The following is a 16,357-nucleotide window of genomic DNA, read 5'->3' as shown; positions in this document are numbered from 1 at the left end:
TCTACGATTGATCGCTTGAAGCTAGGCATTCTATGGCTTCAACGTCCGCAGGCCATGTCCGAAAAACTGCTCCCCATTAATTTCGTAAACCAAGCTACTCAGAGGTCGAAGTCGCTGCGCTGACGTCCGAAGTTATGCTCGGGTGTGAGGCGCAAGGTAGAGGAGGGGGCTCATCGTGCACAGGCTGCAGTAAACGCTCTCGGCTCCTTAGGAGAGAGGCGTTGTGGGAAGTCGCTGATCAAGCAGGCGGATCATGAAGCAAGCGTAAAAGGTCACCGCGATAAACAACCCCATACGCAAGGCAAAGGCTGAATAGACGTCTTTGCCGGCCATGCTGTCGTGTACTGATTGTCCGAGAAGGATGATCATGGTGATAAGGCTATTCAGCCAGAAAGCTGGACCGTACTGGGTAGGAATGAGCCCGTAAATTTTCCGTGAAAAAAACAGGCTGAACAGCAACATCCACAGGAAGAGCATCCATAGGTGTACGAACAAACTAAGTGCGCACCAGAACAGTATTGCCAGCAATCCTCCCAGTAGCGTCGACCCGATCAGTTCACGTCCAGCGTTATCAGCCGCTGTTGTGCAACTTTGCTGGCCAAGGCTTACTGACTTGAGGATCAATGGCATAAAGCCGGCTGGATTGATTAACGTTAGGAAAAAAGCCGGCACTACTACCAGGGTCGCGCGGAATGCCATTCGATTGGCGAGGTTTGCAGGCACATATGAGCTGCTCGGTACTCCCTGCACCTGATCCGGCTCGGGAAGCAGCCAGTGGCTGAATGCCAAAGCCACGAGGGCCAGGATGAGTCCTTTCACCATCGCGCCTATCACCGTTAATGCGAAGGCGAAACTTAAGGTGCCAGCCGCTGAAATCATCGTCAAACCTATGACGAGAAACATCACGATCAGTTGATTGGCACCTCGCACACCCAATAGAAAGGCGAAAAAGAGGCCTGCTATAACCAGCAGCGCACCACCCACGGGAAAATAATGTAACACCGGGATCAAGACCAGGCCGCAGCCGGTGGTGAGCGTGAGCGCTATCGTTAAGCTCACACCGGCCTTGAAGGATATGGGGCGATTAGTGGTGGCGAGTAATACGGCGAGGACTGGGGCTAAAAAGGCTAGCGGCAGGGCAAGCCCGAAACTTACGACAAGGCTGAGTGAAGAGGATATTGCCAATCGCAATACCCTGCGGCTGCGCAAATCAGGCTGTTTCCCCTTTGCATCAGTAGGCATAAGAAAGCCAGCTCATCAAGTGCAAAAAGCCGCGACCGAGCACGTTCAGTGGATTGGTTTCACTAGGAAATGCCATGACCTCCGCTTGCCCGCCAGCGCGAAGACCGCGCAAGTCAGTGGACTGCTCTGAGGGGATATCGATTATCACGGGAAATCTCTGTGCAGGCCGAAGCCAGTCACGGCTATTTTGAACAGAGGGGAGGGTACCTGGTCGGGCTTGTAGCCCATCGCCGATTCCATGGCCGATGCTTCGAATGCGCCCCTCTATCACCTCACCCGGTCTGGCATCCAATACCACGGCGACTGGGGTACCCGGAGCAAGGAGTCCCAGGTTGTTCTCGGTCATTTCAGCGTTGATCCATATATCTTTAACCGCAATAAGCGTCATCACGGGACTGCCCGCTGCGGAGAACTGTCCCTTTGCCGTGCGCAGATCCGTGATGAGTCCCGCCGAACTCGAACGAATTTTCGTATTGGCCAAGTCTAATTCAGCTTTTTCCAGCGCGGTGGTCGCGCTGTGAAGCATGGCATTTTCTGCTAATGGACCGCCCTCGAGTTCTCGAGCTCGCTGTATTTCAGATCGCGCTGCGGTGACCTGCGCCATTGCTTGTTCTCGATTCGCTCGGGACACTTCGAGAAGTCGCACGGATACCGTACCTGGATCATCGCGGTACAGTCCTTCCAGCCGTTGATTATCCTGCGTAGTTTTCAGTTCGTAAGCTTCTGCGGCGCGTAGAGACGCTTGCGCTGCTGCGACACCTGCGGTATTGGCACCAATCTTTCGACGTGTGGACTCGACGTCGGCGCGTGCGCGGTCCACCTCGATTTGGTATTGGCGGGAATCTATCTCAAAGAGCAGCTCGCCCGCTTTGACGTTCTGATTGTCCCGGACATGCACTTGAGTCACTTGGCCGGCGACCTCAGAAGCCACCGGGATGACGAAAGCCTCCACTCGCGCTTGTTGGGTATACGGCGTGAAGCGATCGGCAAGTAAGTACCAGCTCAGACTACCGGCGATAATCAACACTACCCATCGGGTGCTTTTTTTTGCAGTGTCAGTAGTTGCAGGTGGAGTCGATGCTGGCGGGGTGGTCGGTTGAGCTTCACTCATGAGTAGTTACCCTTTGAGGAGTTAAAGGGGCCGCAAAGGTTGGATCGTCTAGAAGAGGTCCCCAATCGGAACGCGAGCGCATTTGATCGCGGATGCTTTGGTCGATGAGAGGACTGTTGCTGTGCCATCCACCACCGAGGGCTTTGTGCAACGCGATCAAGTTGCTCACGGCATTGCTGCGACTGATCAAGTAGTTGTCTTGCTGAATGGATAACGCCTGTTGCGCATCCAGTACACGCTGGAAGTCAGAATAGCCTTCACGATACTGGGATGTCGCTAAGACTAGTGAGCGTTTGGCTGCGCTTGATGCCTCCCGCAAAATCTTCTCGCGCTCCAATGATTTGCTCAGACCCACTGCCGCGTCGTCAGCCTCCCGTGCTGACTGGCGTACCTTGTCTCGATACACTTCAATGAGCTGCTGCAGTCGAACATCCTGTATGCGCACATTGTTTCTGATCTGATCGCGATCAAGGCGCCAGCGCAAACTGGGGCCGGCAATGAAATCCAACGAATTGGACGTACTGCCAAGAGAATCACTTGACCATACGATATTGCCGAGTAGGGCCAAGGATGGGTAAAAATCTGCTTTAGCCACACCTACCAGGGCCGATTGGGCTGCTACATCAAGCTCAGCAGCACGGATGTCCGGCCTACGCAGCAACAGTTGAGCTGGCACATCTTGAATCAGTGCGTGATCTACCAGTGGAATGAGCGCCTCATTTACCGCCAATTCAGGTAGCTGATCAGGTGAATGACCAATCAACAACGCGAGGGCATTGCGTAGTCGGTGGACCTGGTCTTCGAATTGGGGAAGGCTGCTCAGCGTGCCTAGATATTGAGTCTTGGCTTGCTGCAAGTCCAACTCGGAGTTCTGCCCACTGTTGAAGCTCTTTTCTGTAATTTCAAAACTGCGCTTTTGATGCGCAGCGTTCTCTTTGGCAACCCGTAGCCGTGCTTCCGCGGTTCGTACGGCGAAGTAGGTCTCGGCCACCTGAGCGTGGAGAAGGACCAGTGCGTGCTGGTAATTGGCCTGATTGGCGAAATAAGCCGCGTCGGCCGACTCTACTGCACGACTGAAGCGGCCCCAAAAATCCGCTTCCCATCCGATACCGAATTCCAACCCATGTTGCCAAGAACTGCTGTCTTGTGGATTGCGTCCACCAGATTGCTGGCGATGAACATAGAGGCTATCCGCGCCAATCTGCTGAAATTGCGGGTACTGGGTCCGCTGAGCGATGGCGAGCTGGGTATGGGCTTGCAGAACTCGTAATCCAGCCAGCTTTAGATCGGCGTTGTTTTGATCGGCTATGGTCATCAGACCATTGAGCGTGGAATCGCCAAAAATTTCCCACCACCGCAGGGGAGCTGCCTGTGGTTGGAGGATACTCACCTGGTCAACCGTAGGACTTTTCCATTGATCTATCCAGGGTTCGTGAGGCGTGCTGAAGTCTGGTCCCACACGGACGCAGCCGGTCAGGCTGATCACACTGAGTACCATTAGTCGTCCAAGTCGCATTAGTTCACATTCTGATCGTCAGGGGGGGATATGCAATCGGCGCCGTCCACCCAGTACCAGAACAGCTGGTAGGCAACTGCGAGGAGGATGGGGCCAATGAACAGGCCAATGATCCCGCTGGTAATCATGCCGCCCAATGCTCCAATGAGGATCACAGGCATGGGGACTTCGACGCCACGTCCCAGCAGGAGGGGTTTAAGTATGTTGTCCGCAAGGCCTGCGATCAGCACATATATCGCAAAGGCAATGTTCGTAGCACTTGCACCATCGGTTGCGAGCACATAAGCAATGACCGGTAGTGTTACAAGGCTTGCAGGCAATTGCGCGATGCCGAGTAACAGTACCGCGATCGCGAGTACACCTGCGCCTGGAACATCGTTAATCATAAAGCCCATGGCGACTAATATCGTTTGAATGAACGCGATGCCCACGACACCTTGTGCGACAGCGCGGGTGGTGGCGGTGCACAAAGCAGCAACGTGAGGCCCCCTTTCGGAGCCCGCAATCCTTGAGGCAATTAAGGATGCATTACGATGGCCGCTTTTCCCGTAGGCCATGATAATGCCGGCGATGATGAGCGATATGATGAAGGTGCCGAGTGCAGCGCCGATGCCTGCCAATTTACCCAGCGCTCCCACGCTAAACTGCTTGAGTTGCGGTAAAAACGTCTGCACCAATCCACTCAAGTCAGTTGAGGCCTGTAACCAAAGGCCGTACAGAGGCTTTCCCAAAACGGGCAGGTCGGCAATCGCTTGGCTTGGCGGGGGAACATGAAAGCTTCCCTCTTTGACAATTAGTAGGGATTGTTGAATCGAGCTGGTTAATGATGTACCAAGCAGGTAGGCGGGGACCAAGATTCCGATAATGGCGAGGGTAACGATTAATGTCGCACTCAATCCGTTGCGGTCGCCGAGCATTTTTTTAAGCTTGTTGTGAAGCGGGTAGAGCGTTACGGCCAATATCAACGACCAGAGCATCAAGTTTAAAAATGGCTTGAAAATATAAAAGCAACAGACTGCTAGTGCGGCGATGAGCCCCGCCCGAATAAGCACATCTAACAATCCGCGGAATAATGTCATCTCTGATCTAGTTTCCATGAAAAAACACCTCACTAAGAACGTACACAATGCGATATCAATATAGAATCGGACAAATCGTACTATGAGGGGGCGATCGCAGGTGGTCTACTTGATGCTGCTTAAAAATTATCAATGACGTCGTGGAGGGCGAGACGTCATTAACGCTCGAGTCCGCGAGCACATAGGCACCTTGAACAAGAAATTTGCCTTGATATTGTCTTCACGGTAGAAAGTGTCGCAGGTTGAACGATAAATGATTAGAACTTTGGATGTAAACCTGTTCAAAGATATTCAAAATCAGACACATACAAGGAAACGCCCAGCGATGTGCTCAGAGATATGCTGCCATCCGTGTTGTCCTCGATGGAAAATAGGAGAAATTCGTTGCGTTGTGCGGATGTTGTCGTGTGAGAGTAAAGCATCGCGCGGTGGTAAACGTCGAACTCGTCCTCGATGAGTTCGATATGCTCCTTAAATGGAATTAACGTTTTTTGGCCCGATTCGCCCTCCCAAATCCGGTTGTACGTTTTGTCGTTAAAACTATAAGTAGGCTTTCCGATAGGGCTATCAGGTCCGCTAATTCTGCGCAGGTCCGCCTCGTTATCAAGCGCAACCCGATTAATACGATTGAATAGAATCATGGTGCCGGAGGGGTCGCATGGGGAGTTAGCGGTTTGTACCTGGATCCATAGGTTTTCGGTATTCATGTAATACCGAGTCAAGGCATTAACGTTAGGAAGCTCTGTCGTGCCGACGCCGGTAATTTTCAAATTTTCAGGCGTCGAAGCAGCAGTGGTTTCAAGCAGCGGTCGAAAGGCTGGCTTGAAAGCAATGCCTTGTCTGGCGCTAAGCTGTTGCAAGGCTGGGGGGGAGAGTGCATGTTTTCGCGAAAAGAGATCCGATTTCAAAAATTGTTTCAACCATACCATGTGTGATTTCCTGTAAAGACAGCACGATTAATTTGTGTGACACTCAACACAACGGTTCGACTATTTCGTCATGTCGAATGCATTAAAATATAGCCCAATTAGTTTGCTATCCAGGCGATCAGCAAACCGGACACGTAAGCCATCAGTCCAAACACGATTTTTTGCTTTCGTGAAAGATTTTTCAATGTGAATTGCCGCATGTAATCTCCGGTGCTAATGAAGAAGCTCGCACAATCGATTATCGGAAATTTTACGGCGATACGGAAATTAAAAATTATGATTACGCGAAGAGGGGGGGAGTGCGGGCTGCGGAGGATCAAGAAGAGTGGGAGTATCATGTCAAGGGTTTTTACTCCAGGCCACCAGCCGCAGAAAGTGCCGAATGATGGCCCGGGTGTACTTTCAGTTATGCATGCAGCGTAACCGATTCAGTTCTTGGATATAAAAACACAATGCGTCTTTGTTGGGGGTTGGAAAAAATTTATAGCTCAGAATAGACCCCTCTTGTAGCGCGTACTGGCGCTTGAAAAACAGAGCTGGGTTAACATCAGCGAGCGACAAGTCAGAATTTTGCTTGAGATCTAATTTTTTGATCTGGGCTTGTGCGTCAAATTTATCGGCTGTTAGCACTTCGGCGGTGATGGTACCGCTTTGTGGTTTGGCGTTGATGTTTTCAATCGAGGTGAGGGTAAATGTTCGCTGATTCATAATTAGGTGTTCTTCAGTGCTAAACTGATTGCCGCTGCTGAGAGCTTGACGGGAAAAAGTATGATACCCCGTGTTTTCTTTATACGGCGTGTCAGAGTCCGCCAGTTCAAAGATGCACCCCAGCGCTATAACGCCTATGAGCGCCCAGTGCAAGCTGCGTTTCACTTTCGGCGTCATATGGGCTGCTCCAAGCATTGTTGAATCATTTTCTGAAGTTCTATCTGGTTGGTTTCGTATTGCAAATTTAACGTGCTTTGATCAGTGCGGATGCATGAAATCGAATAGCTTGTTTTGTCAGAGCTAATCCATACATTCCCGTTTAGTTTCTCAGGGAAATTTTTTAGCTGGGCAGAAAGCGATTTTTTTAACGTTGCAGCATTATTAGAGTCGGTGCCTACAAAGTTCAGCGTGACCGCGCCGATCTCAAGCTTTGATGCAGCGACGTTGGACGAGCCAAATGGTGTGATATGCAAAATTGTAATCACTGTGAGTGGTGCGAGTAAGGCATATCCAACCATTAAACTGTTAATTTTGCGTTTTTTCTTGGGGGGGGGAGCGTTAAAAAAAGGACTTTCGTTGGAGGGAGGCGGCGAAATTGGTTGCAGCGGGTCGGCAGCTGTTTCCGGCAAAGCGGGTTCGGGTTCATTTGCCATAGAATTGACCAGATAGTCCCGATTGAAACGGTATCCTCGGCGCGGCACGGTCATCAAGATTTCATGCTCTCGACTGTCGTTGAGAGTATTGCGAAGCGAAAAAATGGCCTGATTGAGGCTGCCAGAGGCTACTACTCGATCATCCCATACATATTCGACAATTTCGTTCCGGCTTTTAGTGGCTCCTGGGTCGCTCAGCAATAAACTAAGGAGGCGTGACTCAGCTCTGCCGAGAGTTGAGCGATTGATTTCCCCATGTACGCTTGTAATGGAGAGTATAGAGTTCTCCGCGTCGAAAATAGCAATTTCACCATTTTTCAACTTGAAAGAGTAGCTCATTTTCCGTCGTCCGTTCAGGTGGATTGGGTCTTTGGGAGTAGACTCATGTTGAATGTTGATCTTAAGCGTAGCTCATTTTACCATTCTCAAAACGTTTCTGACATTTTTGTTTTTTCCTAAGGCAAACCTGCAGAATGCGCTTTAGCGCTAGCATTAGAGGGCGGCCTAGAGGAAGGGCATTACTGCAAAGGTCGGCGAAGCAATGCTCAAAAAACCCCAAAGGTTTCTATCAGGTTCATCTCTCTTCTTTATCGGAAATTGGGTGAGAGTTCTGCTTGGTTGAATAAGTTTTGTCGGCGCGCTCTCGAAGCTGTTTCGCCCACATATCGAGCGCCAGGTAGGTATCCTCTACAGTGGCTTCGGCTCTGGGGGATACATTGTTACCGGTGCTGACACTCACTGATTGTCCCAATAGCTTTTTTGATTGGGCATCGCGCAACTCGGACTCAAAAAATATTCTCACGCTTTCGTCGCGAAATCCGGCGAAATGCATACTGCCCGATAGGATCATTCCAATTGGAAGGTACTCCAGTAGCGTAACATCTCGAGGAGTGCGCTTTGCGCCGGTTATTGCTGTGCGCAGCAAAAAAGTATTAGCCTCGGGTTGTGTGGTGATTTCGTAACCTGCAGTGAGAAACTCATATAAGAGAGCCTGGTGTAGATAGCGCAGCATTTTGCTTACATCCTCAGGATGCTCTGTCAAAAATTTCAGATCTTCCCCGGCCAGGTAATATAGGGGGGGCTCAAGGTAGATGCGCTTTTTATTTGGCGTAGCCAATTTCAGATGTGGGTCTACCCAATACTGGCTGCTGGGCCACGCATCATCTTTTTCGAGTTGACTGTAGTCGTCAAGGAAGCCCGATTGACGGCTCTCCGGCTTGGGAATGGTTGAGCAGCCTGCTAAGCCTATCAAGACAACTGCAGACAAAAGCGTTCGTATGTACATTGAGGTCCGTAATCTTCAGTCTGGAAATTTTGACGAGTATTGCTGTCTTTTCAATGCGGCGAAGGGTAGCGGGTTGCCTGAGCTAATGAAAATCATTGTTTTACATTGAGCGTTGTTATGTTTGGGGTAGTGTGATGGTTGTCTGGCGAGGCTTGAGATGGGGGAAATGTGAATTGTTGATTTCCCTGAAAGGGCGTGATCAGGAATTATGACAGCAGGGATATCCATTCCCTCTCGTGAAAAAACCAAGAATGGGGTTTGATAAAAATATGCATTTCAAGAGCATGGCTGTCGCTTCGCTAGTATCTTTGTTGTCTCTCCAGGCATTTGCTGATGATAAAGGTTTGTATGTCGGTGGGGGTATAACAAGCGTGGCCGTGGATAAGGGAGCATTGAGTGATGACGATACGAGCTACAAAGCTTATGCCGGATATCGGGCAAACGGATATCTAGCTTTTGAGGGGGCGTTGGTAGATTTGGGTGATTTCAAGGAAGGAGAGAAAAAGTTTGAAGGAAAATCGGCGCAGGTAGCAGCTCACGTGGGTTTTCCGCTGGGTCAGCGTATCCGTATGTACGGTAGCCTTGGCGCGCATGCCTGGGATTCCGACGGCAATGTCGATGAGGATGATACTGGTTTCGACTTGACGTATGGTGCGGGTGTGGAGCTGGATGTTTTTCGAAATGTTGGCGTGCGGGTCGAATACGAAATTCTTGAAGTAGGTAAAATTGATGTAGAACAAACCTCAGCTTCCGTATTTGCTCTGTTCTAATATTGTAAATAATGGCCCGCTTTCGTGGTGGGCCGTTATGTTTTGATAAGCGCGAATGTAAAAATTTCGGCCCAGATTTGAAGTGCGTTTTTTTATTTGTTGGTGTTGTAAATTGCATGGCGCGGTTGGGGTTTTAGTCCTAAGCGTGCCGAGCCGCTGGTATTTTATTGGATGTATTAAGGAGTACAGCATAAAGGAGCAATTTTCATGTTCCCTTATGCTTCGGGTGAATTTTAAATTTTAAATTTTAAATTTAAAATTTATTACTTTGTCGTTGTCTAACAAGATTTTTTTGGTTTGCTCCATTTTCTGTGAGTTTACCTGGATGGAATGATAACCTTTAGGCAGCGCCAAGACTAAGGGGGTATGGCCATATTTGGCGCCGTCAATGCTGACCACATCGTCATGTTTGTTGCTACGTACTGTCAATGTATACAGCGCATTGGTGCATAGCTGGGGATTGATGTCTAAAATTGTACAAGCCAACGATGATTTCGGATGTAAAGTCGCGTTGATTTGAACGGTAGCGCTTACGAAGCCATTCATGTCCATTTGAGCATTTTTGAACGAATGGTTAAAGCTGTAAGACAGATCGTTTTCGCTAAAAGGTGGCACCTTCCTGAAGGCGTTAGGATTTTTGCGCAATGCCATGGAGTAGTGATGAGCTATGTTTTCTTGAACCAACGACGTGATGTTTTTCTCTTCAAGGCAGTAGGACAAACCTTTGGCAGTGGAGCATTTAAAACTAAGGTTTTCAACAAAGGTCATTTCCTTTGGGAATGATTTCCTTGTTTCAGCTATCGCTAATTTATCTCGTGCATTTTCCAAGCGTGTGAGCGAAGTTTCAGTCTCAGCAATACTTACCTTGAGGCTGTTGCTTTTTTTTGTGGCAACATCGAAGATTTTTTTCATCTTGATGTACTGATTCTGAAGCGATTCCCGTTGGTCGTTTTGAGTGACGTACTCCGCCCTGATTTGGTCGAGTCCGTTGACCGTAGTTTTGCCCTGAAGGAAATTTTCCGTTTCTAAGACTATCGTCTGTTTCAGGCGCGCTTCCAAAGTCTTCGCTTCATTCAAATCCAGTTCTAGGGAGGCTAATCCCTCGGCTGCTTTGGTGGCTCTCTCCTCCAGTTCGAGCAGTTCCTTCTGTTTGGCGCGTAACGCCTCTCTAATATTTCCGATATTTGATTCTGTTGATGGCTGAACAACAGGAGTGGGTGCTTGCGTCGGTACCACGTTAATCTTAGAGGGAGCGGAATTATTGGCTGGAGCGGTTTCCCGTGCTGTGGAGGGCGCGATAGGACTGCTCGTTTTAGCAGTTGACGCAGCGGGGGGGGTAGATGTCTGCAGAGATGGGGGAGAATCGGGACTAATTTTGGTAGGAGCAGTAGTCGGTAATCCTCCGCCCTGAGACGTTTCTGACCTATCGGTAGAAGTCGTCGCGGTGTTCTGCTCGGCGAGGGCGCGCTGGGTTGGCAAACTGACCGGCGTGGCTTGAGCGGAGGCTAATGCTGCTGTCGGCTCTGGCGTAGCGCGCGGAGGTTGTGCGATGGCTTGCTGGGGTTGTGCATTTTTTTCTGCCGCCGTGGACCCTGCAGCGACAATGGGCGGTTCTCCACCTGCAAAGCTATATAAGGGCAAAAGAAGGACTGCGCCAGAGAGGGCGAGCAGTTTCTTTGGCGTTAAACAGGAAATCGTTGGGTTTTTATTGGTTGTGAGAGATATGGATCGAGTGTTTTCCATGCGAAAACGGTCCCTGGTCGGTAGAGTTAGGCGAATGAAAGCAAAAACAGCCCGGCAAACCCAATCAATAATTATCTATGTGGTTTGTGTCTCGCTCGCTTGAAATCCGTTGAAATTGGACGTCTGGGGTTTCTACGGGAAAGCGCCTCTCGGTCGCCTGGCGTGCCCTCTGTACAGGTTGGTACGTAGCGGTGGTGCGCGAAATCGTTAGTACGGTCTGCTAGGCCTGATTAGCAACAACGATCCTCCCACTAAGAATTTGCGATCAGCCTGAGTCGGCGTCCTTTCCTCCGCAGTCGATGGGGGGGGCGTCTTGATGCAGTGCTCAAGCGTTACCTGCCCATCTATTCCTAGCTTGGCATTGACTGGTTTGCTGAACGATTCGAAGGCTGGGGGAGTGGAGACGAGTATGGTAGAGGAGTGTTCATCTCCATAGCGGCATTTTTGCGTTCAGCCAACCCCGATCTCGCAGAGGGGAGGGGGGGCGGATTCCTTTGGGCTAATCATGGGGAGGCGAGAGTGCTGCCTGCGTTAAATACTGCTGTGTGAGTAGCTCGGGTGGAAGGTCTCGAGAATAATGCCAACCCTGCGCTAAGCGTACTCCCTTCTTGCGTAGCGAGGTGACCTGGCGCTCGTTTTCGACACCTTCTGCGACCACCTCTAGTCCTAACGACTTGGCCATTTTTACGATATGTGGCCAAAGAGCATCAGGTGCGTTTATTTTTTCTGGAGTCAAGAAAGAGCGGTCAATTTTGAGGATGTCCACCGGTAACTCCTCTATGTATGAAAGGCTCGAATACCCTGTTCCGAAATCATCCACGGCAAGGCGATGACCTAGGTCGCGCAATTGTTGGAGAATAATAGAGGCTTTGCCTTTATTTAGCAGTGAACTTTCAGTAATTTCGAATAAAATCGATTTTGCCGGTACTCGATGGCGCAAAAATAAACCATGGACGAAATCCGGAAAAGTCTCATCTTCCACATTTGCAGCGGAAAGGTTAATTGTAATATAGAGATTCCCGCATTTTCTAAAGTGCTCGGTGTAATCCTCAGTTGCTCTGGTAATCACCCATCTAGTGAGTTCTGCCATAAGACCCGCTTTCTCAGCTAGTGGGATGAATACAGAAGGTGGAACAGATTTGCCGTTGGCATTCCAGCGGATCAGGCATTCTGCGCCACTCCACTTGCCGGTTGTCATGTTGACTATTGGTTGATAGTGTAAGTGCAGTTCGGAATGCTTTATCGCTTTTTTTAATTTTGGAAGAAGTGAGATATGAAGGCTGTATAGATGATAGCTTCCAACAGTTACTGCGATCGAGATGATTGCGAAGATAAAAAATATGCTTATAAAACAAATTGCTCTCAGTCGTTGATATAATACATGCGATGTCGTTATCACAGAGAGTAGCTCTGGCCACTGGTTTTCAAATACGTACGAGATTTTGTCCTCAGAAAACGCTAATGTGCCTGAAGGGGGTAGAGTCCTCAAAGAAATTGGATCACGGGTGGACGAAAATACCGAACGTAAACTTCCTCGCTCGATCAGGTCAAAATCGTAATCATCAGGCAGGTCTAAGGTGCTCAGGAGAATCCCTTTATTCAACCATACAAAGGTTGATTTTTGGGCGACGATTATGAAGCTATCATCATTCGAGCCGGCTTTTCCGTTTTGAAGCCAGTAATCTAATTTGCCTGATTTATAATACTGTGCGCTGTTGAGTGTTGGGAGAGGCTGTAATGCGCGGCCATAGGACGTGCACACTGCCCCATTTTCCAGTCTAATCGCTGCTTCATAAATGTATCGGTTCGCTGCCACCAGGCGTGATAATTCTAAATGACTGCCTTCGGAACAGTGTTCTACCTGGGTATTTTGCTCTGCTAACGCTGATAGAGTGCTGTCAATCTGCGCATTAACTTCCGTTAGGGATGATTGGATAGCCGGATACAGGTCTTGCATAGACTCGGTGATGTAACGCTTAGCGATTACTTCAGCGGCGAGCCAGGAGACTCCCAAAATTAAGACCGCTGTCGAGCCCACAAAAAAAAGACGAAAGCGTTTCATAAGAGCAGGCGCAGTCCCCTCTCTTTTTATGCCCATCGACGAGAGGGGGCGTGGGGATTTAGCCACAGGTGAACCCTTCTTTTTGGGTTTTATGTCGAAAGTATAGACACTGAACGGTCAAGCATTTGATACGGTGGTCATCTCGCGCGTCCTGCGGTCAAACGGCCCCAGTGAGGCTGGTTGTTTTGCAACTGTTGAAACTATCTTTCATTATTTCCATAATAATTTGACGGGCGCCGGCAGTTCTGTCGGTTTCCGCTTGAAGCGGGCACAGCATATGGTTGAAAGCACGAAGCAGAACAGTTCACATGGTGATAACGCTTCGCAGGGGGGGGTAAGGTAAGAAATGCCGTGATTGGCTGCCTCGCTCACTGTTCTCGCCCAAGATAGGATTGACCCGTGCATAGCTTTGACAAGCGCAAAGCGCGAGACTATAGAGGTATCATTTTTTTCATTTTTAATCCCATGTTAATTTGTCTAGGTGTGATTGAGTCGCATTAATATACAGCATATGAATCAGCGAATATGAGCAGTATTTAGATGTGCTAGAGCATTGGCTGTCAATTATCCTATCCATTGCTGCCCTGTCTTTCTCTTTTGTTAGTGCTTTAAATGCGTGTAGCTCGATATTTTCGGTGAGTCGTATGGTACTTTTTTGACAGAAGACGATGGGGCCGCTGCATAAATTGGCTTCAACACGCTTCTCAATGGTTGAAATTGTCAGGTTTTTTTGTTCGTTAGAACCATTAAAATCCAAGGGGTGGACGAAGTCGGGGGCAGTTTCGGCCGACGCGTGAGCTGCGCCCAACGAAATCGCCATTGCGAATACGAATCTGAATAATTTTTGCGTCATTTGGATTTGCTTGCGTTTAGGTTTGAACACAAAATTCCATAGAGAAATGGCCGATTTGGCTGTCCAAACATGATTTTAGCGGGCATCGAGCGATTGATAAAATCAAAAACATACGTTGTTGAAAGGGCACGCCAGTGATCTCCCGAGGCGTGGAGGGTGACTGAGTGTTTGAGGTCGCGGTTTCCAAGGAAGGTAGAGGTGGCCTTTGGGTAAAAATCGACTATTGATCATTTCTGATTTTTATCTATGGCGGATACGGCAATTATTTCGCCCCGAGGCTATCAGCTGCGGGTTTTATTTTCAGCAAGGAGAGCAGCCTTATGGCTGCCCCATCGCATGTCGGTTGCCGTCAGGAAGCAAGGTTTGAATACCGCAGGTGCCTTCACCGTTGACTCGGCTGGAGACTCTTATCAAGAGGGGTATGAGGACTAGGTTATGGTCCAGGATGTTACGCGCGAAGTTCTTATCCCTTGACACGCCGTGGGGCAGCGCGTTCACAAGCCTCTGGAAGAAATAGGCGTTTTTGACAAGGCATCGCCGTTGCTGCTTGCTGCGCTCAAATCGGGTGAGCGCACGGCCACGGTCGAGATTCAGTGGTTTCGCACCTCTGCCCAATGCACTCAGGAGCATTACTGCACCACCAAGCTTGAGGGAGCGATAATCGTCCACATTAAAGATTACCTGCATAACTGTCAGCATTCTGCGCGCGCGCATTTTACTCATTTTAGAAGATGTGCATTTCACTTCCCATAAATCACCAGGACGCACGAGTTAGTGGTGCGTCGGGCTTTGATGATTGGCGTTCTCTGGTCACTCGCTAGACATTCTCGACGTGACGCGGCTGGTCGTAGTGGTCGATGTCATTTTTGGCGTGGTGCATGGCCTCTGACCTTTCCCCGAAAATCGCTTCCGTGAATAAGATTGATTTTTATCCGCGCGACTTTGGCGTAATCCAGATACATTTTCCCATTTTTGTAGGGCGGCGTCCGGGCCTATCTGCACCCTCACTAAAGATTAGGTGGCGGTCTGCGCTGATGGCGGTTAATTTCACTTCAGTGAAAGTAATGACCTCGCCATCGCGAAATTCTCTATAACGGCTCAGAATTTTCAGGCGAAATTTATGGCGACTCGTCCTTTTCAGTGCTTAGCGCTTCGGTTACTTCTTCGAATGGTTTTTTGGTAAGTTTCAATGTTTTTTGGTTTTGCAATGCATAGCCTTGCCGTGCGTTGTCTTTCGATGCTTAGAACTGTAATCCTAATGTCGCCGTTAATGACGATGGTTTCACCAATCCGCCTGTTAAGTATAAGCAAAAAATTCTTTACGATTGACTCTATAGCGTACTCAGGTGCGGATAGTAGGGTGAATAAATAATGATTAACTGTTTTACGTTGCCCTGGCCACTAGCAGTGCTGGGGCCAGGCCTGAAAGTAGGTAGCGGGTAGTTGGTTTTCACTTTCTCAGGTAGCGGAGTAGATCGATGGAATGTGTACGTAAGGTGGGCAAGATGGAAATACTTGAAGAAGAAAAACATTGCATGGAGATTGAGTCTGCGAAAGCCCACGCTCAGATGATAATCAGCTCCTATCTGCCATGGCTTGACCATAGCGTTTTTGTCATCCTGCCCTACTACGCATTCAGTCGGCGTTCTCCCATTAACGCATGTATGGTCATACTCCCCGCCTGCAGGTGAGGCGTCACAACTGAATTGCGGTGCTCGAATCGGCTCCGCTTCTTCGCATATTCGCGTTAACCATCTCCCGCTCGGATTCTTGCGTATTTTTATACGTTTGCTCTCGGCCATTTATCTGAGCGTTAGGCGCAAAAATTCTGGTTGTCTCATTTATTTCTACTTTAGCTGCCGATAGTTTAGGTGTTGTGCTCTGGTGGGGGGGGGTGTCTAAGCGTCGGGGCGAAGAGCTTCAGCTTTGACGCCAAACTGCCATCAAGTAAGCGGCGGGTGAGGCGTGACGATAAAACCTTAATAGGAGGTGCATGATCTTTGGGGGGTGTAATTTTCAAATGGTCAGCCTGGTTAACGTTTCACCAAATCAAACATAACGTCGTCCCGATAAAATCTTATTGGTTTGAATTTGATCATGGTCTGCAAATAAACAAATTCGAATTTGTTATTGATTTTCATGGCATGATAGTGCGATTAACATTAGCTTGTAGATAACAAGCGATGTTGTGTTTTCGGGCATTTGTTTTGCGTGATTTCTCCATTGGGTGTGCGATTTAATTGCCATCTTTTATCTTGACTGGGAGCGATAGAAGAGATGTATTTAAATTGTGGAGCGAGCACTTTTGCGAGGCGGAATCAATGTTTTAAGTTCTATTCCGTCGTCTGCTTGATGCTCAGATCATAGCAGGTGACCATTGCATAAAGTGCGACGTTTCGGCGGCGT

Annotated in this window: 13 protein-coding genes and 1 pseudogene; 2 read left to right on the top strand and 12 right to left on the bottom strand. The window is 49.0% G+C overall.

Annotation, left to right across the window (positions count from 1 at the left end):
* Positions 1-207 precede the first annotated feature (207 nt).
* The 8 genes from ACIQVE_RS01545 to ACIQVE_RS01510 all read right to left on the bottom strand — a co-directional run bounded on the left by ACIQVE_RS01545 (position 208) and on the right by ACIQVE_RS01510 (position 8,505).
* Complete coding sequence (locus ACIQVE_RS01545; protein ID WP_402803852.1) at positions 208-1,242, bottom strand: DUF2955 domain-containing protein; 1,035 nt, start codon at positions 1,240-1,242, stop codon at positions 208-210.
* Positions 1,232-2,353 carry an HlyD family secretion protein gene (locus tag ACIQVE_RS01540; RefSeq protein ID WP_402803850.1) on the bottom strand — a complete coding sequence of 374 codons (1,122 nt, stop codon included), beginning with the start codon at positions 2,351-2,353 and terminating at the stop codon, positions 1,232-1,234. The genes ACIQVE_RS01545 and ACIQVE_RS01540 overlap by 11 nt, the downstream gene beginning before the upstream one ends.
* Positions 2,346-3,869: an efflux transporter outer membrane subunit gene (locus tag ACIQVE_RS01535; RefSeq protein ID WP_402803847.1), complete on the bottom strand. Its 1,524-nt coding sequence runs from the start codon at positions 3,867-3,869 to the stop codon at positions 2,346-2,348. Before ACIQVE_RS01535 ends, ACIQVE_RS01540 begins: the two co-directional genes overlap by 8 nt.
* Complete coding sequence (locus ACIQVE_RS01530; RefSeq protein ID WP_402803845.1) at positions 3,869-4,966, bottom strand: AI-2E family transporter; 1,098 nt, start codon at positions 4,964-4,966, stop codon at positions 3,869-3,871. Before ACIQVE_RS01530 ends, ACIQVE_RS01535 begins: the two co-directional genes overlap by 1 nt.
* Before the next feature lie 263 nt (positions 4,967-5,229).
* Positions 5,230-5,877, bottom strand: a complete 648-nt coding sequence (locus tag ACIQVE_RS01525) for a DUF2491 family protein (RefSeq protein ID WP_402803843.1) — start codon at positions 5,875-5,877, stop codon at positions 5,230-5,232.
* 402 nt (positions 5,878-6,279) lie between these two features.
* Positions 6,280-6,762: a hypothetical protein gene (locus tag ACIQVE_RS01520; RefSeq protein WP_402803840.1), complete on the bottom strand. Its 483-nt coding sequence runs from the start codon at positions 6,760-6,762 to the stop codon at positions 6,280-6,282.
* Positions 6,759-7,577 carry a transcriptional regulator gene (locus ACIQVE_RS01515; RefSeq protein WP_402803838.1) on the bottom strand — a complete coding sequence of 273 codons (819 nt, stop codon included), beginning with the start codon at positions 7,575-7,577 and terminating at the stop codon, positions 6,759-6,761. The genes ACIQVE_RS01520 and ACIQVE_RS01515 overlap by 4 nt, the downstream gene beginning before the upstream one ends.
* A 235-nt stretch (positions 7,578-7,812) precedes the next feature.
* Complete coding sequence (locus ACIQVE_RS01510; protein WP_402803836.1) at positions 7,813-8,505, bottom strand: DUF3313 domain-containing protein; 693 nt, start codon at positions 8,503-8,505, stop codon at positions 7,813-7,815.
* 287 nt (positions 8,506-8,792) lie between these two features.
* On the opposite strand from ACIQVE_RS01510, the gene ACIQVE_RS01505 reads away from it, so the two are divergent.
* Complete coding sequence (locus ACIQVE_RS01505; protein WP_402804040.1) at positions 8,793-9,293, top strand: porin family protein; 501 nt, start codon at positions 8,793-8,795, stop codon at positions 9,291-9,293.
* Between the two features lie 240 nt (positions 9,294-9,533).
* Here ACIQVE_RS01505 and ACIQVE_RS01500 read toward each other — a convergent pair whose 3' ends face one another.
* The 3 genes from ACIQVE_RS01500 to ACIQVE_RS01490 all read right to left on the bottom strand — a co-directional run bounded on the left by ACIQVE_RS01500 (position 9,534) and on the right by ACIQVE_RS01490 (position 13,981).
* Positions 9,534-11,036: a PEGA domain-containing protein gene (locus tag ACIQVE_RS01500; protein ID WP_402803834.1), complete on the bottom strand. Its 1,503-nt coding sequence runs from the start codon at positions 11,034-11,036 to the stop codon at positions 9,534-9,536.
* Between the two features lie 499 nt (positions 11,037-11,535).
* Positions 11,536-13,164, bottom strand: a complete 1,629-nt coding sequence (locus ACIQVE_RS01495) for an EAL domain-containing protein (RefSeq protein ID WP_402803832.1) — start codon at positions 13,162-13,164, stop codon at positions 11,536-11,538.
* 391 nt (positions 13,165-13,555) lie between these two features.
* Complete coding sequence (locus ACIQVE_RS01490; protein WP_402803830.1) at positions 13,556-13,981, bottom strand: hypothetical protein; 426 nt, start codon at positions 13,979-13,981, stop codon at positions 13,556-13,558.
* A gap of 306 nt (positions 13,982-14,287) precedes the next feature.
* On the opposite strand from ACIQVE_RS01490, the pseudogene tssD reads away from it, so the two are divergent.
* Positions 14,288-14,772: pseudogene (gene tssD, locus ACIQVE_RS01485) on the top strand (type VI secretion system tube protein TssD).
* 316 nt (positions 14,773-15,088) lie between these two features.
* Here the strand turns inward: tssD and ACIQVE_RS01480 are convergent.
* Positions 15,089-15,262, bottom strand: a complete 174-nt coding sequence (locus ACIQVE_RS01480; RefSeq protein WP_402803828.1) for a carbon storage regulator — start codon at positions 15,260-15,262, stop codon at positions 15,089-15,091.
* Positions 15,263-16,357 lie beyond the last annotated feature (1,095 nt).

This window comes from Pseudomonas sp. NPDC098747 (assembly GCF_044760045.1).
Lineage (GTDB): Bacteria > Pseudomonadota > Gammaproteobacteria > Pseudomonadales > Pseudomonadaceae > Aquipseudomonas.
The sequence above is the reverse complement of the archived record's forward strand: the minus strand, read 5'-3'. Positions and strand labels throughout refer to the sequence as shown.

What these genes read in the sequence shown, in the direction of transcription:
- ACIQVE_RS01500 (WP_402803834.1), bottom strand. Translation starts at nt 11,036, where the DNA reads ATGGAAAACACTCGATCCATATCTCTCACAACCAATAAAAACCCAACG.
- ACIQVE_RS01535 (WP_402803847.1), bottom strand. Translation starts at nt 3,869, where the DNA reads ATGCGACTTGGACGACTAATGGTACTCAGTGTGATCAGCCTGACCGGC.
- ACIQVE_RS01520 (WP_402803840.1), bottom strand. Translation starts at nt 6,762, where the DNA reads ATGACGCCGAAAGTGAAACGCAGCTTGCACTGGGCGCTCATAGGCGTT.
- ACIQVE_RS01530 (WP_402803845.1), bottom strand. Translation starts at nt 4,966, where the DNA reads ATGGAAACTAGATCAGAGATGACATTATTCCGCGGATTGTTAGATGTG.
- ACIQVE_RS01515 (WP_402803838.1), bottom strand. Translation starts at nt 7,577, where the DNA reads ATGAGCTACTCTTTCAAGTTGAAAAATGGTGAAATTGCTATTTTCGAC.
- ACIQVE_RS01545 (WP_402803852.1), bottom strand. Translation starts at nt 1,242, where the DNA reads ATGCCTACTGATGCAAAGGGGAAACAGCCTGATTTGCGCAGCCGCAGG.
- ACIQVE_RS01540 (WP_402803850.1), bottom strand. Translation starts at nt 2,353, where the DNA reads ATGAGTGAAGCTCAACCGACCACCCCGCCAGCATCGACTCCACCTGCA.
- ACIQVE_RS01505 (WP_402804040.1), top strand. Translation starts at nt 8,793, where the DNA reads ATGCATTTCAAGAGCATGGCTGTCGCTTCGCTAGTATCTTTGTTGTCT.
- ACIQVE_RS01525 (WP_402803843.1), bottom strand. Translation starts at nt 5,877, where the DNA reads ATGGTATGGTTGAAACAATTTTTGAAATCGGATCTCTTTTCGCGAAAA.